Origin of the sequence: Aminobacter sp. BA135 (genome assembly GCF_050859125.1) — a bacterium.
GTDB lineage: Bacteria > Pseudomonadota > Alphaproteobacteria > Rhizobiales > Rhizobiaceae > Aminobacter > Aminobacter ciceronei.
The window spans coordinates 501,908-526,592 of the sequence record NZ_CP139572.1; the positions used below are offsets into that span (position 1 = coordinate 501,908).

At 64.7% G+C, this 24,685-nt stretch carries 21 protein-coding genes and 1 pseudogene; 15 read left to right on the forward strand and 7 right to left on the reverse strand.

Translation table 11 applies throughout. The features are described 5' to 3' along the window. The first annotated feature begins 245 nt into the window (after positions 1 to 245). A complete protein-coding gene (locus tag SLT36_RS02455) occupies positions 246 to 1,634 on the forward strand; it encodes a pyridoxal-phosphate dependent enzyme (RefSeq protein WP_432285665.1) in 1,389 nt (462 codons plus the stop codon). After that, complete coding sequence (locus SLT36_RS02460; protein WP_432285667.1) at positions 1,631 to 2,797, forward strand: cystathionine gamma-synthase; 1,167 nt, start codon at positions 1,631 to 1,633, stop codon at positions 2,795 to 2,797. The genes SLT36_RS02455 and SLT36_RS02460 overlap by 4 nt, the downstream gene beginning before the upstream one ends. 100 nt (positions 2,798 to 2,897) lie before the next feature. Here the strand turns inward: SLT36_RS02460 and SLT36_RS02465 are convergent, their stop codons facing one another. Next, positions 2,898 to 3,386, reverse strand: a complete 489-nt coding sequence (locus tag SLT36_RS02465) for a MarR family winged helix-turn-helix transcriptional regulator (protein ID WP_432285668.1) — start codon at positions 3,384 to 3,386, stop codon at positions 2,898 to 2,900. Between the two features lie 88 nt (positions 3,387 to 3,474). On the opposite strand from SLT36_RS02465, the gene SLT36_RS02470 reads away from it, so the two are divergent. Both SLT36_RS02470 and wrbA read left to right on the forward strand, forming a co-directional pair. After that, a complete protein-coding gene (locus SLT36_RS02470; protein WP_432285669.1) occupies positions 3,475 to 4,356 on the forward strand; it encodes an EamA family transporter in 882 nt (293 codons plus the stop codon). 86 nt (positions 4,357 to 4,442) lie between these two features. Further along, the gene (gene wrbA, locus SLT36_RS02475; RefSeq protein ID WP_432285670.1) at positions 4,443 to 5,087 is read left to right on the forward strand and encodes an NAD(P)H:quinone oxidoreductase; all 645 of its coding nucleotides are present in this window, start codon (positions 4,443 to 4,445) and stop codon (positions 5,085 to 5,087) included. An 81-nt stretch (positions 5,088 to 5,168) separates the two neighbouring features. Here the strand turns inward: wrbA and SLT36_RS02480 are convergent, their stop codons facing one another. Continuing rightward, a complete protein-coding gene (locus SLT36_RS02480) occupies positions 5,169 to 6,101 on the reverse strand; it encodes a LysR family transcriptional regulator (RefSeq protein ID WP_067955433.1) in 933 nt (310 codons plus the stop codon). A 119-nt stretch (positions 6,102 to 6,220) separates the two neighbouring features. Here SLT36_RS02480 and SLT36_RS02485 point away from each other — a divergent pair, with 119 nt between their 5' ends. The 4 genes from SLT36_RS02485 to SLT36_RS02500 are packed head-to-tail and all read left to right on the forward strand — an operon-like array spanning position 6,221 to position 9,915. Continuing rightward, a complete protein-coding gene (locus SLT36_RS02485; RefSeq protein ID WP_184770175.1) occupies positions 6,221 to 7,219 on the forward strand; it encodes a dipeptidase in 999 nt (332 codons plus the stop codon). 30 nt (positions 7,220 to 7,249) lie between these two features. After that, positions 7,250 to 8,212 (forward strand): ABC transporter substrate-binding protein, encoded by a 963-nt coding sequence (locus SLT36_RS02490; RefSeq protein WP_432288223.1) that lies wholly within the window; start codon positions 7,250 to 7,252, stop codon positions 8,210 to 8,212. Further along, the gene (locus SLT36_RS02495; protein WP_432285671.1) at positions 8,197 to 9,009 is read left to right on the forward strand and encodes an ABC transporter ATP-binding protein; all 813 of its coding nucleotides are present in this window, start codon (positions 8,197 to 8,199) and stop codon (positions 9,007 to 9,009) included. Before SLT36_RS02490 ends, SLT36_RS02495 begins: the two co-directional genes overlap by 16 nt. A 3-nt stretch (positions 9,010 to 9,012) precedes the next feature. Continuing rightward, complete coding sequence (locus SLT36_RS02500) at positions 9,013 to 9,915, forward strand: ABC transporter permease (protein WP_432285672.1); 903 nt, start codon at positions 9,013 to 9,015, stop codon at positions 9,913 to 9,915. Between the two features lie 27 nt (positions 9,916 to 9,942). Here SLT36_RS02500 and SLT36_RS02505 read toward each other — a convergent pair. Both SLT36_RS02505 and SLT36_RS02510 read right to left on the reverse strand, forming a co-directional pair. Beyond that, positions 9,943 to 10,434 (reverse strand): annotated as a pseudogene (locus SLT36_RS02505) (ABC transporter permease subunit); the annotation flags it as partial. A 178-nt stretch (positions 10,435 to 10,612) separates the two neighbouring features. Further along, positions 10,613 to 10,858: a DUF982 domain-containing protein gene (locus tag SLT36_RS02510; RefSeq protein WP_432285673.1), complete on the reverse strand. Its 246-nt coding sequence runs from the start codon at positions 10,856 to 10,858 to the stop codon at positions 10,613 to 10,615. A 180-nt stretch (positions 10,859 to 11,038) separates the two neighbouring features. Here SLT36_RS02510 and SLT36_RS02515 point away from each other — a divergent pair, with 180 nt between their 5' ends. Genes SLT36_RS02515 through SLT36_RS02525 form a run of 3 tightly spaced genes read left to right on the forward strand, consistent with a single transcriptional unit; the run spans position 11,039 to position 16,314 of the window. Next, positions 11,039 to 12,163: an efflux RND transporter periplasmic adaptor subunit gene (locus tag SLT36_RS02515; RefSeq protein ID WP_432285674.1), complete on the forward strand. Its 1,125-nt coding sequence runs from the start codon at positions 11,039 to 11,041 to the stop codon at positions 12,161 to 12,163. After that, complete coding sequence (locus SLT36_RS02520) at positions 12,160 to 13,227, forward strand: efflux RND transporter periplasmic adaptor subunit (protein WP_432285676.1); 1,068 nt, start codon at positions 12,160 to 12,162, stop codon at positions 13,225 to 13,227. The genes SLT36_RS02515 and SLT36_RS02520 overlap by 4 nt, the downstream gene beginning before the upstream one ends. Further along, positions 13,228 to 16,314, forward strand: coding sequence for an efflux RND transporter permease subunit (locus SLT36_RS02525; RefSeq protein WP_432285678.1), 3,087 nt, complete (start codon positions 13,228 to 13,230; stop codon positions 16,312 to 16,314). It abuts the gene before it with no gap. 21 nt (positions 16,315 to 16,335) lie between these two features. Here SLT36_RS02525 and pcaD read toward each other — a convergent pair whose 3' ends face one another. Further along, on the reverse strand, positions 16,336 to 17,133 hold the full coding sequence (gene pcaD / locus SLT36_RS02530) for a 3-oxoadipate enol-lactonase (protein WP_432285680.1): 798 nt from the start codon (positions 17,131 to 17,133) through the stop codon (positions 16,336 to 16,338). A 166-nt stretch (positions 17,134 to 17,299) separates the two neighbouring features. Here pcaD and SLT36_RS02535 point away from each other — a divergent pair, with 166 nt between their 5' ends. Continuing rightward, complete coding sequence (locus SLT36_RS02535; protein WP_067955447.1) at positions 17,300 to 18,052, forward strand: SDR family NAD(P)-dependent oxidoreductase; 753 nt, start codon at positions 17,300 to 17,302, stop codon at positions 18,050 to 18,052. 192 nt (positions 18,053 to 18,244) lie between these two features. On the opposite strand, the gene SLT36_RS02540 is transcribed toward SLT36_RS02535, so the two are convergent. Together SLT36_RS02540 and SLT36_RS02545 are read right to left on the reverse strand one after the other, a co-directional pair. Further along, a complete protein-coding gene (locus tag SLT36_RS02540; RefSeq protein ID WP_432285681.1) occupies positions 18,245 to 19,615 on the reverse strand; it encodes an IS1182 family transposase in 1,371 nt (456 codons plus the stop codon). Positions 19,616 to 19,717: 102 nt separating this feature from the next. Then, complete coding sequence (locus tag SLT36_RS02545) at positions 19,718 to 21,088, reverse strand: aspartate aminotransferase family protein (RefSeq protein WP_192319473.1); 1,371 nt, start codon at positions 21,086 to 21,088, stop codon at positions 19,718 to 19,720. 268 nt (positions 21,089 to 21,356) lie between these two features. On the opposite strand from SLT36_RS02545, the gene SLT36_RS02550 reads away from it, so the two are divergent. From SLT36_RS02550 to SLT36_RS02560, 3 genes are all read left to right on the forward strand, one after another. Next, entirely contained in the window at positions 21,357 to 22,043 is a 687-nt protein-coding gene (locus SLT36_RS02550; protein WP_067955451.1) for a GntR family transcriptional regulator, read from the forward strand. A 2-nt stretch (positions 22,044 to 22,045) separates the two neighbouring features. Next, on the forward strand, positions 22,046 to 23,167 hold the full coding sequence (locus tag SLT36_RS02555) for an NAD(P)/FAD-dependent oxidoreductase (RefSeq protein WP_432285682.1): 1,122 nt from the start codon (positions 22,046 to 22,048) through the stop codon (positions 23,165 to 23,167). An 82-nt stretch (positions 23,168 to 23,249) separates the two neighbouring features. After that, positions 23,250 to 24,683 carry an NAD-dependent succinate-semialdehyde dehydrogenase gene (locus tag SLT36_RS02560; RefSeq protein ID WP_432285683.1) on the forward strand — a complete coding sequence of 478 codons (1,434 nt, stop codon included), beginning with the start codon at positions 23,250 to 23,252 and terminating at the stop codon, positions 24,681 to 24,683. Positions 24,684 to 24,685: the final 2 nt, after the last annotated feature.

The following is a 24,685-nucleotide window of genomic DNA, read 5'->3' on the forward strand; positions in this document are numbered from 1 at the left end:
GTGGAGAGTCAACAACAGCCGGAAAGAGAAATGTATTGTCCGCAAACGGAACTAAAGCTGGCGCGTGAGAATTTCCTTCTCAAGCTTTCGCACGAAACGAAAAGCCCTGCCTTTGTTCGTTTGGGGCAGCACCGGTAAATGCGGCCAGGATGGCCAAACGGCCGCAACACGCTTCCGGGCGGCTGGTGTCCGCCCGCCCAACATGGGATATTCCGATGAACCTGCCTGCCGAGGGAGACGCCGCCATGAGCCGCTTGAACCCGCCCTTCAGGTCCGTGCTCGATTTGATCGGTGAAACGCCCGTTGTCGAATTGACGCGTTTCGACACCGGACTGTGCCGGCTGTTCATCAAGCTCGAAAGCCAGAACCCCGGCGGTTCGATCAAGGACCGCATCGCACTTTCGATGATTGCCGCGGCCGAGCGCGAGGGCAAGCTCAAGCGTGGCGGCACCATCGTCGAGGCGACCGCCGGCAATACCGGGCTTGGCCTGGCGCAAGTGGGCATCCCAAAGGGCTACCGCATCATCCTCGTCGTGCCCGACAAGATGAGCCGCGAAAAGATCCAGCACCTGCGCGCGCTCGGCGCCGAAGTCAGGCTGACGCGCTCCGACGTCGGCAAGGGCCACCCCGAATACTACCAGGACATGGCGGAAAAGATCGCCGCCGAGATCCCTGGTTCGTTCTATGTCAACCAGTTCGCCAATCCGGCCAACCCGCTTGCACATGAGACGACAACCGGCCCCGAGATCTGGGAACAGCTGGAAGGCGATGTCGACGCGGTGGTGGTGGGTGTCGGCTCGGGCGGCACGCTGACCGGGCTCGGGCGGTTCTTCGCCAAGGTCTCACCCAAGACCGAGATGGTGCTGGCCGATCCGCTGGGCTCGGTGCTGGCGCCGCTGGTCAAGACCGGCAAGATGGAAGAGGCAGGCAGCTGGACCGTCGAAGGCATCGGCGAGGACTTCGTGCCGCCGAACTGCGACCTGTCGCTGGTCAGACGCGCCTACACGGTCAACGACAAGGCAAGCATGCTGGCGGTGCGCGACCTGCTCGCCAAGGAAGGCATCCTGGCCGGCTCGTCGTCGGGCACGCTGCTTTCGGCGGCCCTGCGCTACTGCCGCGAGCAGAAGACGCCAAAGCGCGTGGTGACCTTCGTCTGCGACAGCGGCAACAAGTATCTGTCCAAGGTGTTCGACGACTTCTGGCTGGCCGAACAGGGGCTGGACGAGCGCGAACATCATGGCGATCTCAGCGACCTGGTGGCGCGCTCGCATCGCGAGGGTGGCACGGTGTTCGTCGGACCTGGCGACAGCCTGCTGACGGCCTATGGCCGGATGCGGCGCGGAGACGTGTCGCAGTTGCCGGTGCTGGAAGACGGCAAGCTCGTCGGCATCATCGACGAGAGCGACATACTGGCTGTTGTCGAAGGACCCTATGACAGCCGCTGGAACCGCTTCAACGCACCCGTCTCGACGGCGATGGCAAAGGACCTGCATACGCTGCAGGCGAACCAGACGCTCGACGCGCTGCTGCCGATCTTCGACCGCAACGAAGTGGCGATCATCTTCGACGGCGAGGAATTTGTCGGGCTGATCACCCGGGTCGACCTCATCAACCATCTCAGGCGAGCAAAATGACGACGCAGAAGAACCGGCTGGCATTTTCGACGCGCACCATCCACGGCGGCCAGAGCCACGATCCGACGACAGGCGCTGTCATGGTGCCGATCTACGCCACCTCGACCTATGGCCAGCAGAGCCCGGGCGTGCACAAGGGTTTTGAGTACGCCCGCAGCCAGAACCCGACGCGCTTTGCCTTCGAGCGCGCCATCGCCGACCTTGAAAGCGGCTCCGCCGGCTTCGCCTTCGCCTCCGGGCTGGCGGCCATCGGCACCGTGCTCGAGCTGCTCGACGCAGGCGCGCATATCGTTGCCACCGACGACATCTATGGCGGCACGTTCCGCCTGCTCGAGCGGGTGCGCAAGCGTACCGCCGGGCTGCAGGTAAGCTTCGTCGACTTCACCAACCTTGCCGCCGTCGAGGCGGCGATCCGACCCGAGACCAGGATGCTGTGGGTCGAGACCCCGACCAATCCGCTACTGCGTGTCGTCGATCTCGAAGGGGTTGCGGCAATCGCCAAGAGAAGGGGTATCCTGTCGGTCGCCGACAACACCTTCTGCAGCCCCTATCTGCAGCGGCCGCTGGAGCTCGGCATCGACATCGTCGTGCACTCGACGACCAAATATCTCAACGGCCACTCCGACATGGTCGGCGGCTGCGTCGTGGTGGGCGACAACAAGGAACTGCGCGACCAGCTGAAATTCCTGCAGAACGCCATCGGCGCGATCTCGGGGCCGTTCGACAGCTTCCTGGCGTTGCGCGGCATCAAGACCCTGGCATTGCGCATGGAGCGGCATTCGCAGAACGGGGAGCGGATCGCGCGCTGGCTGGAAGCGCGCAAGGACGTGCGCCGGGTGATCTATCCCGGCCTCGACAGCCATCCGCAGCATGCCATCGCCAAGGCGCAGATGCATCATTTCGGCGGCATGATATCGGTCGACCTCGACCGTGACCTCGCCGGCACAAAACGCTTCCTCGAACGCACGCAGCTGTTCACGCTGGCCGAAAGCCTTGGCGGCGTCGAAAGCCTGATCGAGCACCCGGCGCTGATGACGCACGGCTCGATCCCGGCGGAGAAGCGCGCCGCGATCGGCATCTCGGATTCGCTGGTGCGGCTGTCGGCGGGCATCGAGGATGGCGATGACCTGATCGCCGACCTGGAGCAGGCGCTGGCGGGGTGAACCGCCAAATCCTGCCCGAGACGGCGAGATGTCGTGGCGGCACCCTGGTCTCCCACCCCCTTGTGGGGAGGGGGTAACTCCCAGTTGGCCGTGGCCGACGTCACACGCTCTCGAATCCGACCAAAAACTTGCTGAGGAGCGCGTCGAGCGCCGCCCGCTCCTCCTTGGTCAGCATCGAAACGATGCGCGTCTGCGTCGCGACATGGTCGGTGACGGCGGCGTCGATGGTGGCGAAGCCCTTGTCGGTCAGGGAGACGATGAAACTGCGGCGGTCGTCGGGGTTGAGCCGACGCTCGACGAGGCCTGCCTTTTCCAGCTGGTCGACGCGGTTGGTCATGGTGCCCGAGGTGATCATCATCGTCGCCGAGAGATCGCCAGGTGACAGCGCATAAGGCGGCCCCGAACGACGCAGCGTCGCCAGCACGTCGAAGCTGGCGAAGTTCAGCCCATGCGCTGCAAAGGTCTTCTCCATCTCGCGGCCGAGATGCTGCGACACCCTGTTGGCGCGGCCGATAAGCCCCATCGCCGCGACGTCGAGGTCGGGCCGTTCGCGGTTCCACTGGGCAAGAATGTCGTCAACCTGATCCATGGCTCACCATTCCGATTATTTCTCTTGACGTCAAGAGAATACGGATTATCTTGAGATCAAGATACTCGATGTAAAGAGAGATGCAGCCATGACGACGCGCAACACCGACCTACTGCTGACGGCAATCGCCCCCGCAATCTGGGGCAGCACCTATGTCGTGACGACTGAGTTCCTGCCTGCCGGCTACCCGCTGACGGTTGCCATGCTGCGGGCGCTTCCAGCCGGCCTGCTGCTTCTGCTGCTCGTCCGGCAGTTGCCGCAGGGCATCTGGTGGGCCCGCGTGCTGGTGCTCGGCGCGCTCAACTTCTCGGTCTTCTGGTGGCTGCTGTTCGTCGCCGCTTACCGGCTGCCGGGCGGCGTCGCGGCAACCGTCGGCGCGATCCAGCCGCTGATCGTCATCCTGCTCGCACGCGCCCTGCTCGGCTCGCCGATCCGCCCGCTGTCGATCGTGGCTGCCCTTGCCGGCATGGCCGGCGTGGCGCTGCTGATCCTGACGCCGCACGCGGAACTCGACCCCATCGGCATCGCTGCCGGCCTCGCCGGTGCCGTGTCTATGGCCGCCGGCACGGTGCTCAGCCGGCGCTGGCAGCCGCCAGTCACACCGCTGACCTTCACCGCATGGCAACTGACGGCTGGCGGTCTGCTGCTCCTCCCGGTGGCACTGCTGCAGGAGCCATCGCTGCCGTCGCTGACGATGCCCAACCTGCTCGGTCTCGCCTGGCTTGGCCTGATCGGCGCGGCACTGACCTACATCCTGTGGTTCCGTGGCATTGCCAGGCTGGAACCATCGGTCGTCTCACCGCTCGGCTTTCTCAGCCCGATGACCGCTGTGATCCTCGGCTGGTCGGTGCTCGGCCAGTCGCTCAGCGCAGCGCAGATCCTCGGCATGGTCGTGGTGCTCGGCAGCGTCTGGCTCAGCCAGCGCGCCCAGCAGGCAAAGCCCGCCCCGGCCAAGCTCGCCACCGCCTGAACAATTGCGCCGCTTCGGGGCGGCGCGTCCTCCCACAATTCGAAACCTGCATCACTTCCGGGTGCGGCCGGCAGAAGGAGATTCTCATGCCCAAGATCCTGGTGCTCTACTACTCCGCTTACGGCCATATCGGCACCATGGCCGAAGCCGTTGCCCAAGGCGCGCGCGAGGCCGGCGCCACCGTCACGCTCCGTCGCGTTCCTGAACTGATGGACGAGGCAGCGATGCTCAGGGCAGGCATCAGGCACGACGACACGCCCTTGGCCACGCCAAGGGAACTCACCGAATACGACGCCATCGTCTTCGGTACGCCGACCCGCTTCGGCAACATGGCCTCGCAGATGAAGAACTTCATCGACCGGCTCGGTGGGCTGTGGCTGCAGAACGCGCTGGTCGGCAAGGTGGCGAGCGTGTTCACCTCGAGCGAGAGCCAACATGGCGGGCAGGAGCACACGCTGCTGTCGATGCACGCGACGCTGATGCATCTCGGCATGGTGACCGTCGGCCTGCCCTACACTTTCCGGGGCCAGACGCGCATGGACGAGATAACGGGCGGTTCGCCCTATGGCGCAACGACGCTTGCCATCAACGCCGACGGCAGTTCGAGGGCTCCCAGCGCCAACGAGCTCGACGGCGCCCGCCACCAGGGTCGATATGTCGCCGGGATCGCCGGGGCACTGGCCAAGCGGCGGCCGGAGATGTCTCGCCAGCCCGAGGAATTGGCAGCATAGGTTTGGCCCCCCCTTGACCATGGCAACGGTAGCGACCATCGGGCTTGTTGCGACGCCGCCGACACTGCCGGCGATCGCCGACTAGGCCGGCAGTGGCTGCGCCGTCCTCAGCGGACGCGGCTTGAGATGGCCCAAAAGCGCATCGAGGAAGACCCGCGTCTTGCGCGGCATCAGTTGCCTGCTCGGAAAGACGGCGCGCACCATGGCCGGGGCAAGACTCCATGCCGGCAGGATGCGGACGAGTTCGCCGCTTGCCAGGTAAGGCCGCGCGAAAAGATCGGGCATCGCCGTAATGCCGGCGCCGGAACGCGCCATGCGGAACAGCAGCTCGTAAGAATTCGCGCAGACCCTGCGCCCCGACATGTCGGCGGCAACCGACTGGGCGTCCTTGTTCAGCACCCAGTTGACCGGAACGCCATCGGCGAGCAGCACCAGCACGTCGTGATGTGCGAGGGCTTCGGGCGCATCGGGCTGGCCGGCGCGATCCCTGTACTGCGGCGAGGCATAAAGACCGATGCCGAGGTCGACCAGATGCCGGGTGGTCAACCTCAGGTCCTGCGCTTCGCCACCGATCCGTATGGCGAGATCGAAACCGTCGGCAATGACGTCGACATAACGAGGCGACAGATCCAGTTCGAGCTGGATTTCGCCATATGCCTTGCTGAATTCAGCCAGCATCGGTGCGAGCGAGATTGCGGCAAGGTCGCCGGGAACGGAGACACGCAGCCGTCCCGACGGTGTCACCTGCCGGTGTTCGGCGACCGCCATGACGGCATCCACCTCGTGGATGATCTGTTCGGCGGGAATGAGAATGCGCTGGCCCATCTCGGTCAGGAAATTGCGCCGCGTGCTGCGCTGGAGCAGGCGCTCGCCCAACTGCGCTTCGAGGACGGTGATGCGCCGCGACACCGTCGACTTCGGCAGGCCAAGCCGTTCGGCCGCGGCGCTGAAGCTGCCCGTTTCGGCAACGCGCGCAAAGATCATCAGGTCGAACGGATCGGGCGTTGTCGGCATGACGGAGCCTTGATTGGTTCAAGTATGAAACAATCAAACCCATTCCCGGCAATAGCGCAACGACGAGATTGCCGATTAGCTGACCGCTTGGATTTCATTGCTCAGCGGGTGCAGACGACGTGACTGTTTCAGCCAACAACCTCATCGCCAAGGCTGTCGTCTGGGAAAGTGCCGTGGGCTGGACTCCCGAATGTCTCGATGAAGGACCCGACATGCTGGTCCGCTATCGCGACGCGGGGTTCTCCTTCCTCTCGCTCACAATCGGCGCCGACTGGGACCGACCGGAGCCGACGTTCCGGCATCTCTCCCAGCAGAGGCGCTGGTTCGAGCAACGCGCTCACGATTACCAGCTCATCGAAACCGTGGCCGACATCCGCGCGGCCAAGCAGTCGGGCAAGATGGCGATCGGCCTGCATCTGCAAGGTGCCGGCCCGGCCGCACATGAGCCCGCGATGATCGACAGCTGGTACCGGCTTGGAATCCGCTGGATGATCGTCGCCTACAACACCCGCAATCCGCTTGGCGACGGTTGCCATGAGCCCTCGGATGCCGGGCTTTCCATGCTGGGCCGTGCCTTCGTGACCGAGGCCAACCGCGTCGGCATGATGCTCGACGCAAGCCATGCCGGCATCAACACGTCGCTCGACATCATCGAGCTATCGGAAAAGCCGGTGGTGTTCTCGCATTCGAGCGTCCGCGCGCTGAAGAACCACGAGCGCAACATCGACGACGTCCAGATCAAGGCGCTCGCCCGCCGCGGCGGCGTGGTCGGCATCAACTCCATCGGCGCCTTCCTGACCGACGACAACCGTTCCGACGTTCCGGCGCTGATGCGCCATATCGATTACGTCGCCCAGCTCGTCGGGCCCGAACATGTCGGCCTCGGCCTCGACACCGTTTTCTACCAGCCCTTCATGACCAAGCTTTACGACTCCGGACCGATGATGGCGTTGCGCGGCTATCCGCGTCCGCCCTGGGCCGATGTCAAACCCGAAGTCCTGCCCGAACTGGTCGAAGCGCTGGAACGCCATGGCTATTCGGAGACGGCCATACTTGGCGTGCTGGGCGAGAATTTCCTGCGGGTCGCCGAACAGAACTGGCGTCCCTCGATCGTGTAATCCCAACCTTAGGAGCGTGTCGTGAAATTGATGAAGTGGCTGCTCGCTGCAGCCTTGCTCACCGCCGCGAATGGCGCAGCCCTGGCTGACCCGAAACTGGTCGAGATCGCCAGCTTCGGCGAGCACCCGGCGCTCAACCAGGTCGCCGATGGCTTCAAGGCCCGGATGAGCGAACTGGGCTACGTCGAAGGCAAGGACGTCACCTACGGCTTCCAGCACGCCAACTTCGACCGCAGCCTCGTTCCCCAGATCCTGCAGCAGGTGGAAGCCAAGCATCCGGCGCTGATCCTCGCCATCACCACCGGCCTCAACCAGGCGGCGGTGCGCGGCATTACCGACAAGTCGATCCCGGTCGTGTTCGGCGCGGTCGTCGACCCGGTCGTGGCGGGCATCGTGCCGGATTGGCAGCACGGCTCGGCCTGGAGCACCGGCGCGTCGATGCTGCCCGACTTCGATGCTTCCTTCGACTACCTCAAGAAGGTGTTGCCCGAGGTCAAGAAGGTCGGGACCCTGTTCAATCCGGGCGAAGACAACGACACCTCCAATATGGAGCTGATCCACAAGGCGGCCGCAAAGGCCGGGATCGAAATCGTCGGCGTGCCGGTCGACAATCCCAACGACCTGCCCCAGCGTGTCCAGACCTTCGCCGGACAGGTGGACGCCATCTTCCTCATCCAGTCCAACGTGGTGCAGACCTCGGTACCTGTCGTCGCCCAGGTGGCGCAGAGGATCAAGTTGCCGCTGTTCAACTCGGTCTACGCCCCTGACCTCAAGGATCAGCTCGCCGGTTTCCACGCCATCTCCTATCGCAAGAATGGCGAGCATGCCGCCGACATCGCCGACCGGATCCTCAAGGGCGAGAAGCCGGCCGACATCGCGCCCTATGTTCCGAAGGGCGAAGACTTCGACGCTTATGTCAGCCCCAAGGGTCTCGCAGCCGTCGGCCTGACGGTTCCGGAAGCGCTCAAGGACAGTCCATGGCTGCTCAAGTGACAGCGGTGAGCATGCCCCTGCTTGTCTGCGCGGACCTGCGCAAAACCTTCAACGCCGGCCTTGCCGGAGCGCGACCGGCGTTGAACGGGGTGGATCTTGCGCTCAATCGCAGCGACTTCGTCGTGATCATCGGTTCCAACGGCGCCGGCAAATCGACGCTGCTCAACACCATCGCCGGCGCAATCGAGCCGGATGGCGGCTCGATCGCCCTGGACGGCCAGGACATCACCCGCCTTGCAGCACATCGCCGGGCCGGCATGATCGCGCGGGTCTTCCAGGACCCGATGATTGGCACCGCAGCGGCCATGACCATCGAGGAAAACCTGGCGCTCGCCGAACAGCGCGGGCAGCGCAGAGGCTTCGCGCGCCATCTCGACGGCGCCAAGCGTGACCGCTATCGGGCGCTGCTCGCCGGCCTGGCGCTCGGCATGGAAGACCGGTTGTCGACGCCGGTGGCCCAGCTCTCCGGCGGGCAACGCCAGGCCTTGTCCCTGATCATGGCATCGTTGTCGCGCCCCTCGCTGCTGTTGCTCGACGAGCATACGGCAGCATTGGATCCGCGCACCGCCGAGCTGATCATGGCGACGACCTTGCGGATCGTCGCCGAGCAGTCGCTGACCACGCTGATGGTCACTCACAACATGCGCCAGGCGATCGAGACCGGTAACCGGCTCGTCATGATGGACGCCGGCCGCATCCGCGACGACATCGGCGGCACCGAGAAGGCAAGACTCACACCTGCCGATCTCGTCGAGAAGTTCAGAATCGAAAACGATCGCATGCTGCTCGGAACCTGACCAATGGACGTGATCCACGCCTATCTCAATCTCGTGCCGGTGACGCTGTCGCAAAGCCTCATCTATTCGTTCCTGGTGCTCGGCATCATGATCCCGTTCCGGTTGCTGAGCTTTCCTGATCTGACCAGCGAAGGCGCGTTTCCGCTTGGCGGCTGCGTCTGCGCCACACTTTTGCTGGCCGGATATCCGCCGCTCATGGCGACAATCGTCGCCATGCTCGCCGGTGTCGGAGCCGGCGCGGCGACCGCGCTGGTGCATCTGCGCTTTCGCATCAATTCGCTGCTGGCCGGCATCCTGGTCTTCACGGCACTCTACAGCGTCAACATGCGCGTTCTCGGCCGCTCGAACATCGCCTTGTTCAACACCGACAACATCTTTACCCAGATCAACCCAGCCATCCTGACCGACGTTCGGCTGCAGGTCGCCACATTCGCCATGCTGATCGTCGTGGCCCTGGTCGCATTGCGCTGGTACCTGGCCACGCAGGCTGGAGCGGCGTTGCGCGTCATCGGCATCAATCCGGAGCTGGCGCCATCGCTCGGCATCAGCATCTGGACATACACGATCGTCGGCCTGGGTGTCGCCTCTGGCCTGACCGCGCTTGGCGGCGCGCTCATCGTGCAGTTGCAGGGCTATGCCGATGTCGGCATGGGCACCGGCATCCTGATCAACGGTCTTGCCTCGCTGGTCATCGGCGAAACGATCACCGGACGGCAGACCGTCACCCGGCAATTGCTGGCGCCTGTCGTCGGTGCAATCGTCTATTATCAGCTCGTCTCGCTGGCATTGTCGATCGGGTTGCAGCCAAGTGACCTCAAGGTCGTGACAGCCGGCTTCGTGCTGGTGACGCTGGGGCTACCCATGCTGCGTGGGCGCAGCGCCATGCGCGAAACCATGCGGGCATAAGCGCCGGGCCGCAGCCTCGGCCGACCGCTACTCGCGGCCGGCCCAGGGCACAAGCCTGCGTTCGACATAACGCAGGCCGAATTCGAGCACGAAGGCGACCGCGGCGATGACCAGTATGCCCATCACGACAACGTCGGTGACGAGGAACTGAGCCGCCGACTGGATCATGAAGCCGAGGCCACGTGTCGCCGCTACCAGCTCTGCGGCGACCAGGGTGGTCCATCCGGCGCCGAGCGCGATGCGCAGGCCGGTGAGGATCGAGGGCAACGCGCTGGGCAGGACGACGAAGCGGATGACCTGCCGGCGCGTGGCGCCGAGCGAGCGGGCGGCGTCTAGACGATCCCGCCAGACAGCACTCACGCCGGAGGCCGTCGACAGCGCGATCGGCGCCACCATGGCAATCGCGATCACCAGCACCTTGGCCTGTTCGCCGATGCCGAACCAGATGATGATCAGGGGAAGGTAGGCGAGCGGCGGGATCGGCCGCAGAGATTCCAGTACGGGATCGAAGATGCCGCGGGCGGGGTTGAATGACGATGCCCATGCAGAATGTTTAATTCTATAACCTCTGTAGAGTTAATTTATTCCGGTAAAGCCGTGCGCGACTGAGATGTCCTGCCCATTTTCGCCGGCAATATAGTCTTGCGCCGTTCGCCGCCTGGCGAACGGCCGCCCCTCCGCCCGATGGCCGACAAACTCAGATCCTGATGCCGATCTCGTCGGCTGCGGCGATGAAGGCCCGTTTGGCCGCCTCGCGTGTGCGAGTGCCGGCAAGGGCTGCGGATACGGTTTCAACCGCCTCGCGGTAGAGCGGACCGCCGCGCTTGGCATGCGGCCAGTCGACCAGCGCTTCGTAAGCGCCCTTGACCGTCGTCACTTCGCGCTGGGTGCTTTCCGCCCCGATGCGGACATTCACAGGGCTGTCGAAGGGCATGCGATCCATGGCGATCCTCCCGGGTTGACTGCGTCCAACAACGCTCCGGAATAGCTCGGGTTCCCTTGCGGTGGCGCGCTACATCAGGCTCCGCTGCGTCGAAGTGCCCGGGTGCCGGCGCGGCCCGCAGGGCGTTGCCGGATCGCCCGTTGCATCGTAGCTTGTCGGTGAAGCGATTTGGGGGTGCACATGCGATCCACGAACCCAATCACCGCAGGCATGCCGGGCAAGATGCCGTCATGCGCCCCTCCCAAACGAAATCTCATCACCCTCGCCCTCTGCATGTTGTTGCCGCTTTCGGCCTGCCAGAAACAGGAAACGGCAGAACGGCAACCGATCGTGGTGCGCTCCGTCGAGGTAAAGCTCACAGACTATGCGCCGTCGACGTCGCTGACCGGGGTCATTGCAGCGCGGACGCTGAACAATCTGTCGTTTCAGGTCGGCGGCCGGGTCGCCGAGCGCAGCGTCGACGTCGGCCAGCGCGTGACCAAGGGCCAGGTGCTGGCCAGGCTCGACCCGCAGGAGCAGCAGTCGGACGTGCGGGCGGCGCAGGCCAGCCTCTATGCCGCCCAGGCGCAGCTCAGGCAGGCCGCTGCCGCCTTCGACAGGCAGAAGACGCTGCTTGCCCAGGGCTTCACGACCCGGCGCGACTACGATCAGGCAGACCAGGCGCAACGCGTCGCCCAAAGCGGTGTGGAAGCGGCACAGAGCCAGATGAGCAATGCCGAGGACCGGCTGACCTATACCGAGCTGAAGGCCAGCGCCGACGGCGTGGTGACGGCACGGACGATCGAGGTTGGCCAGGTGGTGCAGGCGGCACAGACGGTGTTGACAGTCGCCGAGGACGGAGACCGCGACGCCGTGTTCAATGTCGACGAGGCGCTGGTGGCGCGCAACCCGGTGGCACCAGACGTGATGATCGCGCTGATTTCCGACCCGCGCATCAAGGCCCCGGGACAGGTGCGCGAGGTGTCGCCGGCGGTCGATCCGGCATCGGGCTCGATCCGGGTCAAGGTGATGGTGCCAAACACGCCGATCGAGATGCCGTTGGGTGCCGCGATAACAGGCACAATCGTGTCGAAGCCCCAGCCGGCGATTGTGCTGCCATGGCAGGCGCTGATGTCGGATGCGGGAAGGCCCGCGGTCTGGACCATCGACCCCGCGACCAAGGCTGTGGCGCTGGCGGCGATCGAAGTACAGTCCTTTGCCTCTGGTGCCGTCGTCGTGGCCAAGGGACTGGAGGTCGGACAATCGGTGGTCGCCCAGGGCGGACAGTTGCTACATCCCGGCCAGGTGGTGGAGGTGGCGCCATGAGGTCCAGGACAAACGTGCTCGCTTTCGTCTCGCTGTTCGCGCTTGCGGCCTGCAGCGAGGAAAAAGCGCCGCCGCCGGAAGTCATCCGCCCCGTGCTGTCGGCTGTCGTCGAGCCGCATGGCCAGATCGCGCAGGGATTTGCCGGAACGATCCAGCCGGAATTTTCCGCCGACCTCGCCTTCCGCCTGCTCGGGCGGCTGGTGGCCCGTGATGTCGGCGTCGGCGACATGGTGACCAAGGGCGAGACGCTTGCCGCGATCGACCCGCTGGCGCTGGAGCTCGCATCGCAGGCAGCGCGCGCCGACCTGACGACGGCGGAGGCGCAGTTCGCCAATGCCGCCGCCAGCGAGGAACGGCAGCGCAGCCTGCTGGCCGAATCCAACACCTCGCAGGCAGTCTATGATTCCGCGAAACAGGCGCTGGATTCCGCTGCGGCCAATGTCGAGCGGACGCGCGCGGCACTGGCCAAGTCGGAGGAGCAACTCGGTTATGCCCGACTGTTTTCCGATTTCGACGGCATCATCACCGCGGTCGGCGCCGAGGTCGGCCAGACCGTCTCGCCGGGGCAGATGGTGGTGACGGTGGCGCGCTCGGACGCACGCGAGGCCGTCGTCGACGTTCCCGACCAGATGGCGATCAGCCTTCGCGACGGCGACGAGTTCGAGGTGGCGTTGCAGATGCTGCCGTCGCTGCGGGCCAAGGCGCATGTCCGCGAAATCGCGCCGCAGGCCGATGCTGCGACGCGAACGCGGCGGGTGCGGCTGGCGTTGAGCGATCCGCCGACGGCCTTTCGGCTCGGCTCGACGGTGACGGCGACACAGCCGTCGAAGGCAGACGCTGCAATCGACCTGCCGCTGACGGCCTTGCTGGAAAAGGACGGCAAGAGCTTCGTCTGGGTCGTCGACCCCAATGCTTCGACCGTCAGCCTGCAGCCTGTCGAGGTCAAGGCAAAGGACGGTGCGAGCTTTACCGCCGGCGGCATCGGCGCCGGCACGCGCGTGGTGACCGCCGGCGTGCGCAGCCTTGCCGAGGGCCAGAAGGTCAGAATTCCAGAGGGGGCGTAGGTGAAGGGTTTCAATCTTTCCGACTGGGCGCTGAACCACCGCTCCCTGGTCTGGTACTTCATGCTGATCTTCACCGTGGCGGGCGTCTTCGCCTATCTGCATCTCGGCCGCGAGGAAGACCCGAGCTTCACCATCAAGACGATGCTGATCCAGGCCAACTGGCCGGGAGCCTCGGTCGACGAAACGACGCGGCAGGTGACCGACAGGATCGAAAAGAAGCTCGAGGAACTGGAGAGCCTCGATTTCAGCCGCAGCGTGACGACCGCCGGCCAGACGATCATCTTCGTCAATCTCAAGCCGACCACCAAGGCGCGCGACGTGGCCCCGACCTGGGTGCAGGTCCGCAACATGGTCAACGACCTCCGGCCCAATTTCCCGCAAGGGGTGCAAGGACCGTTCTTCAACGACCGCTTCGGCGACGTGTTCGGCAACATCTATGCCTTCACCTCGGACGGGCTGTCGATGCGCCAGCTGCGCGACTATGTCGAGATGGTGCGCACGCGCATCCTGACCATTCCCAATGCCGGCAAGGTCGAGCTGATCGGTGCGCAGGACGAGGTCATCTATCTCGAATTCTCGACGCGCCAGATCGCGGCACTCGGCCTCAACCAGCAAGCCGTGGTCGCCAGCCTGCAGGCGCAGAACGCGGTGTCGCCATCGGGTGTCATTCAGGCCGGGCCGGAGCGCATCGCAGTACGCGTCGGCGGCCAGTTCGCCTCCGAGGAGAGCCTGAAGGCGATCAATCTCAGGGTCAACGACCGCTTCTTCCGGCTGAGCGACGTCGCCACCATCAGCCGCGGCTATGTCGATCCACCGACGGCCCTGTTCCGCGTCAATGGCGAGCCGGCGATCGGCCTGGCCATCGGCATGAAGCCGAACGCCAACCTGCTGGAGTTCGGCGAGGCGTTGAAGGCGCTGATGGTGCAGGTAACCGGCGAGTTGCCCGTCGGCGTCGGCGTGCACCAGGTCGCCGACCAGCCGGTCATCGTCGAGCATGCCGTGTCGGGCTTCACCCGCGCGCTGTTCGAGGCGGTGGCTATCGTGCTCGCCGTGTCCTTCATCAGCCTGGGCATGCGCGCCGGCTTCGTGGTCGCACTGTCGATTCCGCTGGTGCTGGCCATCACCTTCCTGGTCATGGCCTATATGGGCATCTCGCTGCAGCGCATTTCCCTCGGCGCGCTGATCATCGCGCTCGGCCTGCTCGTCGACGACGCGATGATTGCCGTCGAGATGATGGTGGCCCGGCTGGAGATCGGCGACTCGCTCCGCAAAGCCGCGACCTATGTCTACACCTCGACCGCGTTTCCGATGCTGACCGGCACGCTGGTGACGGTCGCCGGCTTCATCCCCATCGGACTCAACAGCAGCCAGGCCGGCGAATACACCTACACGCTGTTCGTCGTCATCGCCGTTTCGCTGCTGCTGTCTTGGATCGTGGCCGTGCTGTTTGCGCCCCTCCTCGGCGTCACGCTCTTGCCGGCGACGATGAAAAAACACGACGAGCGGCCGGGCCGTTTTGCGGCGGGCTTCTCGCGTCTGTTGCGGCTTGCCGTGCGCCGCCACTGGCTGACCATCATCGCCACCGTCGTCGCCTTCGTGCTGTCGGTGGTGGGGCTGACCTTCGTGCAGCAACAGTTCTTCCCGCCGTCGGACCGGCCCGAACTGATCGTCGACTGGAACCTGCCGCAGAACAGCTCGATTGCCGAGACACGTGCCCAGATCGAGCGCTTCGAGGAGATCGCGCTGAAGGGCAATGCCGACATCGACCACTGGAGCTCCTATATCGGACAGGGCGCGGTGCGCTTCGTGCTGGCCTATGACGTGCAGCCGGCCAATCCCTATTTCGGCCAGACGGTGATCGTGACCAAGGACCTCGAGGCACGGCACCGGGTGCAGCCGGCGATCGAAAAGATCCTGCGCGAGCAGTTCGTCGGAACCGACACCTACGTCAAGACGCTGGAGCTCGGCCCGCCGGTGGGCCGGCCGGTGCAGTATCGCATCAGCGGCCCGGAGGTGCAGACGGTGCGGGCGCTGTCACAGCAGCTGGCGGGCGTCATTTCGGCCAATCCCAATCTGCAGGCGCCAAGCTTCGACTGGAACGAGCCGGAGCGCGTGCTGAAGGTCGAGGTGCTACAGGACAAGGCACGGCAGCTCGGCATCACCTCCGAGGACATCGCCAGCGCCATGAACAGCGTTGTCGGCGGCGTGGCAATCACCCAGGTGCGCGACGCCACCTATCTGATCAATGTCGTGGTGCGGGCGCAGGATGCCGAACGCGGCTCGATCGAAACGCTGCGCAACCTGCAGATACCCACCGGAGGCGGCGAATCCATCCCGCTCGCGACGGTGGCCGACTTCCGCTACGAGATCGAGCAGCCGACGGTCTGGCGCCGCAGCCGCCTGCCCACCATCACCGTCAAGGCGGGCATGGTCGGCAGCGCCCTGCCCGACACCGTCGTCGCCGAACTCAAACCGGCGATCGACGACTTCGCTGCCAAGTTGCCCGACGGCTACACTGTCGTAACCGGCGGTTCGGTCGAGGAAAGCGCCAACAGCCAAGGGCCGATCATCGCCGTGGTGCCGCTTATGCTGTTCATCATGGCAACCGTGCTGATGCTGCAGCTGCAAAGCTTCCAGCGGCTGTTCCTGGTGGTGGCTGTCGCGCCGCTCGGCTTGATCGGCGTGGTCGCGGCACTCGTGCCGACGGGCCAGCCGCTCGGCTTCGTCGCCATCCTCGGCGTGCTGGCGCTGGTCGGCATCCTGATCCGCAATTCGGTGATCCTGATCGTGCAGATCGAGGAGCTGATCGCCACGGGTACCGACCGGTGGCATGCGGTGATCGAGGCCTCCGAGCACCGCATGCGGCCGATTGCGTTGACGGCGGCGGCAGCATCGCTGGCGCTGATCCCGATCGCCCGCGAGGTGTTCTGGGCGCCCATGGCCTATGCGATGATGGGCGGCATCCTGGCCGGCACGGCAATCACGCTGCTGTTCTTGCCTGCCTTGTATGTCGCCTGGTTCAGGCTCAAGGAGCCGGACGAGGCCGGCAGCGCCACGACCGAAGCGATGGAACCACCGTCGGCGTAGGCGCCACCGGTGGCTGCCAGCCTATTGCGGCGGCAGCTGGGCGACGAAGTTCTTGATGAGAGCGGTCAGTTCTTCCGGCTTCTCTACGCAAGGGATGTGGCCGGCGCCGTCGATGATCTTGAAGCGAGAGCCGGGGATGAGATCGGCCAGCGCGCGCACCAGCGCCGGCGGCGTCGAGCCGTCATGATCGCCGACGACGCAGAGCGTCGGCACAGCAATCGCCTTGGCCGCCTCGGTGTAGTCGGCATCGCGCAGGGCAGCACAGGTACCGGCATAGCCGGCGACAGGCTGGCGCGTCAGCATGTTGCGGTAGCCGGTGAGGTCTTCCTTGCGCTGCTCGTGAAACGCAGGCGTGAACCACAGCTTCATCACGCCATCGACGATCGCTTCGATGCCGTCTTTTTCGACGGTGGCGATACGCGTGTTCCAGCTGTCGTTGGTGCCGATCTTGTGGGCGGTGTCGCAAAGCACCAGCGCGCGAACGAGATCGGGCCTCCTGGCATAAAGCCCCTGCGCGATCAGGCCGCCGACGGAAAGGCCGACAACGATGGCGTTCCTGACGTTGAGATGATCGAGCAGGCCTTCGAGGTCGCCGATGTGATCGTCCATCCGATATGGCGACGTGCCGACATCGGAGAGGCCGTGGCCGCGCTTGTCGTAGGTGACGATCGGGAAGTCGCCGGCAAAGCGGATGATGACGTCACGCCAGATGCGGAAGTCGGTGCCGAGCGAATTGACGAAGACGAAGACCGGCTTTTTGGCAGGCCCGCCGATCAGCTGGTGATGCAGCGTGATGCCGCCGATTTCAGTAAATTGCACGGATAGCCTCCTCGTCGCGAGGTCATGGACATGGGGCCTAGAAGTCGCCCGTCAGGCCGGCGCGGTCAAGCGGCGAGGCCTCTGCCGAGCGCGGCCGAGAGCCGCGCCCCCTCGCAATGGCAAGGTGCATCCGCTACATAAGCCGTAAGCTTGAGATGAGGATGTGATGGCCGAGAAGACCGAAGGGCGAAAGACGATCGTTTTGACCGGAGCCAGCCGCGGCATCGGCCATGCGACGGTGAAGCGCTTTTCGCGCGAGGGCTGGCGCGTCATCACCTGTTCGCGCCAGGCATTTTCAGACGATTGCCCGTGGCCGGCCGGTCCGGACGATCACATCAAGGTCGACCTCGCCGACCAGGGTGATGTCGGCAGCGCCGTTTCCGAAATCCGCCAGCGGCTGGAGAAGGAAGGCGGACTGCTGCATGCGCTCGTCAACAACGCCGGCATCTCGCCCAAGCACAAGGGCGGCGGTCGGATGAACTCGATCGACACGCCGATGCATGTCTGGCGCGACGTGTTCCAGGTCAATTTCCTGGCGCCGATCATGCTGGCGCGCGGCCTGTTCAAGGAACTGGCGGCGGCCAAGGGCTCGGTGGTCAACGTGACCTCAATCGCCGGCACCCGCGTCCATCCTTTTGCCGGCACGGCCTATGCCACGTCCAAGGCAGCACTTGGCGCGCTGACCCGCGAGATGGCCGCCGACTTCGGCCCGCACGGCATCCGTGTCAACGCCATTGCGCCCGGCGAGATCGACACTGCCATCCTGTCGCCGGGGACCGACAAGATCGTCGAGACGATCCCGATGCGCCGGCTCGGCCTGACGTCGGAAGTCGCCGACATCATCTATTTCCTGTGCTCGGGCCAGGCCTCCTATGTCACTGGCTCTGAAATCCATATCAACGGCGGCCAGCACGTTTGAGAGCTTTTGCCTGCTCTCCGTGTGCGGGAGAATACCTGCCGCGCGCCCAAACAAAAAAGCCCGCCGGATGGCGGGCTCAGACTGCTGACGAACCCCGTCGAATTTCGGCGGGGTTTTGTTTTGTGGGTTGATTGAGCTTTTGGATTGATTTCGGGGAGCAGATGCCAGGGCCGTTGCGAGCCCGCTTTGGCCTCATGCGAGGCTTGGTTTTGGCTTTGGCCAGAGGCTGATTGCGATCTTTTTCATGTTTTGGGCGGCGGCTGCGATCAGGCACTGGCAGGCGACGCGTGTTCGCCCTCGGAAGCGTGCATAGCGATGGCCGAAGAGCTGCTTGGCATCGGCGAAGGATCGCTCGACCGTCTCCTTGCGGCGTCGATAGATCGCCTTGCCCCATGCGGTTAAGCGGTTGGCATCGACCCGCTCGCGGACATCCTGCCAGACATGGCGCGTGATGGTGCGCTCGGCCTTGGCGTTTGATGTGCAAGACGCCAGCAGCGGACAGTTGCGGCAGATCGTCGGGTCGCTCTTGTAGTGGCGATAACCGCCGCGATCGGTGGTGGCGTAAGTGAGCAACTGGCCCTGCGGGCAACGATAGCCGTCAAGGTCCGGCTCATGGACGAAAGCGCCCTTCCTCATCTTGCCAGGCTTTGGCCGGGGCGGGTTGCGATAGCCGACGACACCCTGGATGTTCCTGTCCTCCAGGCCCTTGGCGATGCCTGGCGTGGCATAGCCGGCATCCAGCCCCGCCGCCGTGACGTCGAAGCCGAAACGCTCCACCTGGCGGTCGAGCCGGTCGAGATAGACGATCGAGTCATGCACGTTGGCCGGCGTGGCAAACGTGTCGGTGATGATGCCCAAGCCGCCATCCACCGTGCGGTGATCGAGATAAAAGAAGCCCTTCGGCTTGCCCTCGCGCACCATATAGCCTGCCTCAGGATCGGTGCGCGAGACCTTCGTCTCTTTCACCGCAGGCTGCCGCTCCTGCTCCTTCAGCGCCTTCTGGCCGTGCAGCGCCCGTTCGGCATCGATCGCCCGGTCGAGTTCGCCCCAGTAGTCGGCACGCGACTTGGCGACCATGGCAAGGTCGTACTTGCCCTTGTTGGCATTGGCCTTCAGGTGCGTGCTGTCGGTGTAGAGCACCGTGCCGTCGACCAAGCCTGCCCCGATCGCCTGCTCGACAATGCGGTCGAAGATCGCCTGCGCGATCGTCTCGTCCTGGTAGCGCCGGCGGCGGTTCTGCGACAATGTCGAGGCGTCGAACACCTTGTCCGTCAGCTTCAGCCGCAGGAACCACCGGTAGGCGACATTGACCTCGATCTCTCGCACCAATTGCCGCTCCGAGCGCACCCCGAACAGGTAGCCGATGAACAGCGCCTTGAACATCAAGGTCGGATCGAGTGGCGGGCGACCATTGTCGGCGCAGTAAAGCGGCGCTGTCAGATCGTGGATGAACGAGAAATCGATAACACCATCGATCTTGCGCAGAAGGTGATCAACTGGAACCAGTTGATCAAGCGTGACGATCTCAAGTGCGGTTTGTTCAGGGCCAGCTCGCTTCAACATCACACACTGAATCACAAACCCCCAACTCTCGCCAGGGGTTTGTCAGCAGTCTGGCGGCCGCCGGATGGCGGGCTTTTTGCTGTTGCCTGGTTGAACCGGCGATCAGGCCTTGACCTGCTTCGCTGCCTCGTCGAGCGACCTCTCGACGGCGTCGAAGATGTCGTCGACCTGCTTGTCGTTGATGATCAGCGGCGGGCAGAAGGCAAGCGCGTCACCCATGTTGCGGGAGATGATGCCATTCTGCTGCAGCAGGCCGTTGACCAGGCCGCCAAGTGCGCCGGCGGAGCCCCATGGCGCCTTGGTTGCCTTGTCGGTGACCAGCTCCATGGCGCCGATGAGGGCGACGCCGCGGACCTCGCCGACGAGATCGTGCGCGGCGATTTTCGCCAGGCGCTTCTGCATGTGGGCGCCGACCTCGCGGGCGTTGGCGACCAGATTGCGTTCCTCGATGATCTTGAGATTTTCGAGCGCAACGGCGGCGGCGACCGGATGACCGCCGGCGGTGAAGCCGTGACCGAAGGTGCCGATGCGGTTGCTTTCGTCGGCGATCGGCTCGAACACCTTGTCGTTGATCATCAGCGCCGAGATCGGCAGATAGGACGACGAGATCTGCTTCGACATGACCATGATGTCGGGCTGCATGGCGTAGGTCTCTGAGCCAAACATGTTGCCGGTGCGGCCGAAGCCGCAGATGACTTCGTCGGCGACGAGCAGGATGTCGTACTTCTTGAGAACGGCCTGGATCTTCTCCCAATAGCCCGCCGGCGGAACGACGACGCCGCCGGCACCCATGACCGGCTCGCCGAACATGGCGGCGATGGTTTCGGGCCCCTCGGCGAGGATCAGCTTTTCCAGATCGTCGGCGAGACGGGTCGAGAACTGCTGCTCGGTCTCGCCAGGCAGCGCCTCGCGCCAGTGGTGTGGCGACGAGGTGTGCAGCACATTGGCGATCGGCAGGTCGAAGGACAGATGGTTGTTGGGCAGGCCGGTGAGGCTGGCGGAAGCAATGGTGACGCCGTGATAGGCGCGCTTGCGTGAGATGATCTTCTTGCGCTCAGGCTGGCCGAGCGCATTGGAGCGAAACCAGATCATCTTCATGGCCGTATCGTTGGCTTCGGATCCGGAATTGGTGAAGAACGCCTTGCTCATCGGCACCGGCGCCATCGTCACCAGCTTCTCGGCGAGGTCGATCAGCGGCGAGTGACCCTTGTGGGTGAAGCTGTGATAGTAGGGCAGCTTGGCCATCTGCTTCGTCGCCGCATCGACGAGACGCTTCTCCGAGAAACCGACGCCGACGCTCCACAGTCCCGACATCGCCTCGATGTAGCGCTTGCCCGAGATGTCCTCGACATAGATGCCGTCGCCCTTTTCGATGATCAACGGGCCGACCTCTTGGTGGCGGCGGGCATTGGTGTAGGCGTGCATGTGGAATTTCTTGTCGCGCGCCTCGGGCGAATTCGGCTGGCTGTCCATTGTCGTTCCTCACTGAATGAAGCGTCGCCGGCAGGGCGACGATGTCGATGATCTTGCGTTCGCGGTCAGCGGCCGCTTGCAAAATCCGCAAATTGTTGTTTGATGCATCATGTTTTTCGTGTGGACCAATGTCAAGGGCCAGAGAAGCGGCACGGGCAGGCCAGATAAGGCCAGGGTGCCGCAGCTGCCCAGTACCGACAAAGGGGCACGCGACCTGAACCCGGCGCCATGCGAGGCCGGACAATGAGCAGATGAGCGAAGGAAACCGATGACCGAAGGCTTCGCCTTGCAGATGGTTGAGCACGACAATCTCGGCGAGATTGTCTACGGCCAGCTGTCCGACGCGCTGATCAAGGGACGCTTCGCGCCCGATGCGCGGCTGACCATCCGCGACCTGGCGCAGTCGCTGGGTACGTCGGTAACACCGGTGCGCGATGCCATACTGCGCCTGATCCAGGACGAGGCGCTGGTGCAGAAGTCGGCGCGCGAAGTACGCGTGCCTGTCATGACGCTGGAGCGTTATCTCGAAATCCGTCAGATCAGGATGAAGCTGGAGGGGCTTGCCGCGCGCGAGACAGCGCTGAAGGCCGAGGCCAGGGACATCGAGCGGCTGCGCGAACTCGTCACGCGCAACGAGCAGGCCATTGCCGCGGCGGACTGGCCGGCGGCGCTGGAACTGAACCAGACCTTCCATTTTGCGCTGGCCGAGATCGCCGGCATGACCGTGCTGCGCGGCATCCTCAACCGGCTGTGGCTGCAGATGGGGCCGATGATCGCGGCGTCCTACCAGCATGGCGGGCGGGCGATGATCGACTATCACCACATGATCCTGTTAGCCATCGAGGCCCGCGACGCCGACCGGGCCGAGCGCGCCATCGTCGACGACATCCGCGGCGCAAGCTCGGCCATCATCGAGCAGCTCGCGGCGCTGAAGCCGACCGGGAGTGCCGGCTGACCATGGAGACGGTCGACTGCATCATCGCCGGCGCCGGCGTCATTGGTCTCGCCGTGGCGCGGGAACTCAGCCGGCGCGGCATGGAGACGATCGTCGTCGAAGCGGCTGATGCCATCGGCACCGAAACCAGTTCGCGCAACTCGGAAGTGATCCACGCCGGCATCTACTATCCCGAGGGCAGCCTGAAGGCCGAGCTGTGCGTCAAAGGCCGCGACATGCTCTACGCCTATGCCGCAGAGAGCGGCGTTCCGCACAAGCGCTGCGGCAAGCTGATCGTGGCAACGCTGCCGGAGCAGGTGCCGACGCTGAAAGGCATCATCGACAAGGCTCGGGCCAACGGCGTCGACGATCTCGTGCTGCTCGACGCCGCCGAGGCGCAAGCGATGGAGCCGTCTCTTGCCTGCCACGCCGCCGTGCTGTCGCCATCGACCGGCATCGTCGACAGCCATGCACTGATGCTGTCGCTGCTCGGTGAGTCCGAGGAGCATGGCGCCTTTCTCAGCCTCAACACCGAGATCGTTTCCGGCCGGATCGAAGCGGGCCGTTTCGTGCTGCAGACAGTGGACAGCTCGAGCGGCGCAGGTTTCGAGATCGCAGCACGGCATGTCGTCAACGCCGCCGGCCTTGGCGCGAACAGGCTCGCCGCATCTCTGGCGGGGCTCGCCCCGAAATTCGTGCCCGCGCTGCTTTATGCCCGGGGCAATTATTTCTCGGTGTCAGGCAAGCCGGCGTTTTCACGGCTGATCTATCCGGTGCCTGAACCGGGCGGGCTCGGCGTGCATCTGACGCTCGACCTCAATGGCGGCATGCGCTTCGGGCCCGATGTCGAGTGGATCGAGACCAAGGACTACGCGGTCGATCCGCGACGGGCCGACCACTTCTATGGCGAGATCCGCAAATATTGGCCCGGCCTCGCCGACGACAGCCTGAGTGCGACCTACAGCGGCATCCGCCCCAAACTTGTCGGGCCCGGCGAGCCGGCTGCCGATTTCGTCATCCAAGGCCCGGAGGTCCACGGCGTCAGTGGACTGGTCAATCTGTTCGGCATCGAAAGCCCGGGGCTGACCTCGTCGCTGGCAATCGCCGAACTGGTGGCACAGAAGCTGAAGCGAACCTATCTCTAGCGCACCATTCGAGGCGTGACCCGCCGCCCGGCGACGCCTGTCCATCTTCACCCGCTCACGAACGACCCAGCAAGGACACAGCATGTACCCCGAAGTGAAATTGTTCATCGATGGCAAATGGACGGCTGCCGAAGGCGGCAGGACTATCGACGTCTACAACCCAGCCACCAACGAGGTGATCGGCAAGGTCGCCTCGGCCGGCAAGGGTGACCTTGACCGGGCACTCGCCGCCGCCGAGCGCGGCTTCAAGATCTGGCGCAAGGTTTCGCCCTACGACCGCTCCAAGGTGCTGCGCCGCGCCGCAGACCTGTTGCGCGAACGCGCCGATGCGATCGCCGCACTTCTGACCCAGGAACAGGGCAAACCGGTCGCCGAGGCCAAGATGGAAGTGCTCTCCTCAGCCGACCTGTTCGACTGGTTCGCCGAGGAAGGCCGCCGCACCTATGGCCGCGTCATTCCGGCCCGTGCGCCCGGCATCCAGCAGATCGTCGTCAAGGAGCCGGTCGGTCCGGTGGCAGCGTTCACGCCTTGGAACTTCCCGATTTCGCAGGCGGCGCGCAAGATCGGCGCAGCCCTTGCCACCGGCTGCTCGATCATCGTCAAGCCGCCGGAAGAGACGCCCGCGTCGCCGGCCTGCCTCGCCGACGTGTTCAGGGATGCCGGCCTGCCCGACGGCGTGCTCAACCTCGTCTATGGCAACCCGCCCGAAATCTCCGGCTACCTCGTGCCGCATCCGGTCATCCGCAAGGTGTCGTTCACCGGCTCGGTGCCGGTCGGCAAGCATCTGGCGGCGCTGGCCGGCACCCACATGAAGCGCGCGACGATGGAGCTTGGCGGCCATGCGCCGGCGATGGTGTTCGACGACGCCGATGTCGACGCAGCCGCAGCGACGCTCGCCGCGTCGAAGTTCCGCAACGGCGGCCAGGTCTGCGTGTCGCCGACGCGCTTCCTGATCCAGGAAGGCGCCTACGACCGCTTCCTCGGTAAGTTCGTCGAGCATGCCAAGGGCGTGAAGGTCGGCGACGGCCTGGAGGCCAGCAGCCGCATGGGCCCGCTGGTCAATGAACGCCGGCTGGAAGCGGTCGAAAAGCTGATCACCGAGGCGGTAGCCGACGGCGCCAGACTTGAGACTGGCGGCAAGCGCATCGGCAACAAGGGCTCCTATTTCGAGCCGACGGTGCTGTCGGGCGTGCGCACCGACATGCGCATCATGAACGAGGAGCCCTTCGGCCCGGTGGCGCTGGTGATGCCGTTCAGGACCTTCGAGGATGTCGTCACCGAGGCCAACCGCCTGCCCTACGGCCTCGCGGCCTATGCCTTCACCAGGTCGAACAAGACGGTCACCGACCTCGGCGCCGAGATCGCAACCGGCATGCTGACGATCAACCATCTCGGCCTTGCCCTGCCCGAAACGCCGTTCGGCGGCGTCAAGGACAGCGGTTACGGTTCGGAAGGCGGCACGGAAGCGCTCGAAGCCTATCTGGTCACCAAATTCGTGACCCAGTCAGCCGTCTGACA

Excerpts from the sequence above, each read along its gene's own strand:
- SLT36_RS02515 (WP_432285674.1), top strand. The coding sequence starts at position 11,039 with ATGCGATCCACGAACCCAATCACCGCAGGCATGCCGGGCAAGATGCCG.
- SLT36_RS02500 (WP_432285672.1), top strand. The coding sequence starts at position 9,013 with ATGGACGTGATCCACGCCTATCTCAATCTCGTGCCGGTGACGCTGTCG.
- SLT36_RS02510 (WP_432285673.1), bottom strand. The coding sequence starts at position 10,858 with ATGGATCGCATGCCCTTCGACAGCCCTGTGAATGTCCGCATCGGGGCG.
- SLT36_RS02470 (WP_432285669.1), top strand. The coding sequence starts at position 3,475 with ATGACGACGCGCAACACCGACCTACTGCTGACGGCAATCGCCCCCGCA.
- SLT36_RS02535 (WP_067955447.1), top strand. The coding sequence starts at position 17,300 with ATGGCCGAGAAGACCGAAGGGCGAAAGACGATCGTTTTGACCGGAGCC.
- SLT36_RS02465 (WP_432285668.1), bottom strand. The coding sequence starts at position 3,386 with ATGGATCAGGTTGACGACATTCTTGCCCAGTGGAACCGCGAACGGCCC.
- SLT36_RS02550 (WP_067955451.1), top strand. The coding sequence starts at position 21,357 with ATGACCGAAGGCTTCGCCTTGCAGATGGTTGAGCACGACAATCTCGGC.
- SLT36_RS02480 (WP_067955433.1), bottom strand. The coding sequence starts at position 6,101 with ATGCCGACAACGCCCGATCCGTTCGACCTGATGATCTTTGCGCGCGTT.
- SLT36_RS02490 (WP_432288223.1), top strand. The coding sequence starts at position 7,250 with ATGAAGTGGCTGCTCGCTGCAGCCTTGCTCACCGCCGCGAATGGCGCA.
- SLT36_RS02455 (WP_432285665.1), top strand. The coding sequence starts at position 246 with ATGAGCCGCTTGAACCCGCCCTTCAGGTCCGTGCTCGATTTGATCGGT.
- SLT36_RS02540 (WP_432285681.1), bottom strand. The coding sequence starts at position 19,615 with ATGTTGAAGCGAGCTGGCCCTGAACAAACCGCACTTGAGATCGTCACG.
- SLT36_RS02520 (WP_432285676.1), top strand. The coding sequence starts at position 12,160 with ATGAGGTCCAGGACAAACGTGCTCGCTTTCGTCTCGCTGTTCGCGCTT.
- SLT36_RS02460 (WP_432285667.1), top strand. The coding sequence starts at position 1,631 with ATGACGACGCAGAAGAACCGGCTGGCATTTTCGACGCGCACCATCCAC.
- SLT36_RS02495 (WP_432285671.1), top strand. The coding sequence starts at position 8,197 with ATGGCTGCTCAAGTGACAGCGGTGAGCATGCCCCTGCTTGTCTGCGCG.
- wrbA (WP_432285670.1), top strand. The coding sequence starts at position 4,443 with ATGCCCAAGATCCTGGTGCTCTACTACTCCGCTTACGGCCATATCGGC.
- SLT36_RS02545 (WP_192319473.1), bottom strand. The coding sequence starts at position 21,088 with ATGGACAGCCAGCCGAATTCGCCCGAGGCGCGCGACAAGAAATTCCAC.
- SLT36_RS02555 (WP_432285682.1), top strand. The coding sequence starts at position 22,046 with ATGGAGACGGTCGACTGCATCATCGCCGGCGCCGGCGTCATTGGTCTC.
- SLT36_RS02560 (WP_432285683.1), top strand. The coding sequence starts at position 23,250 with ATGTACCCCGAAGTGAAATTGTTCATCGATGGCAAATGGACGGCTGCC.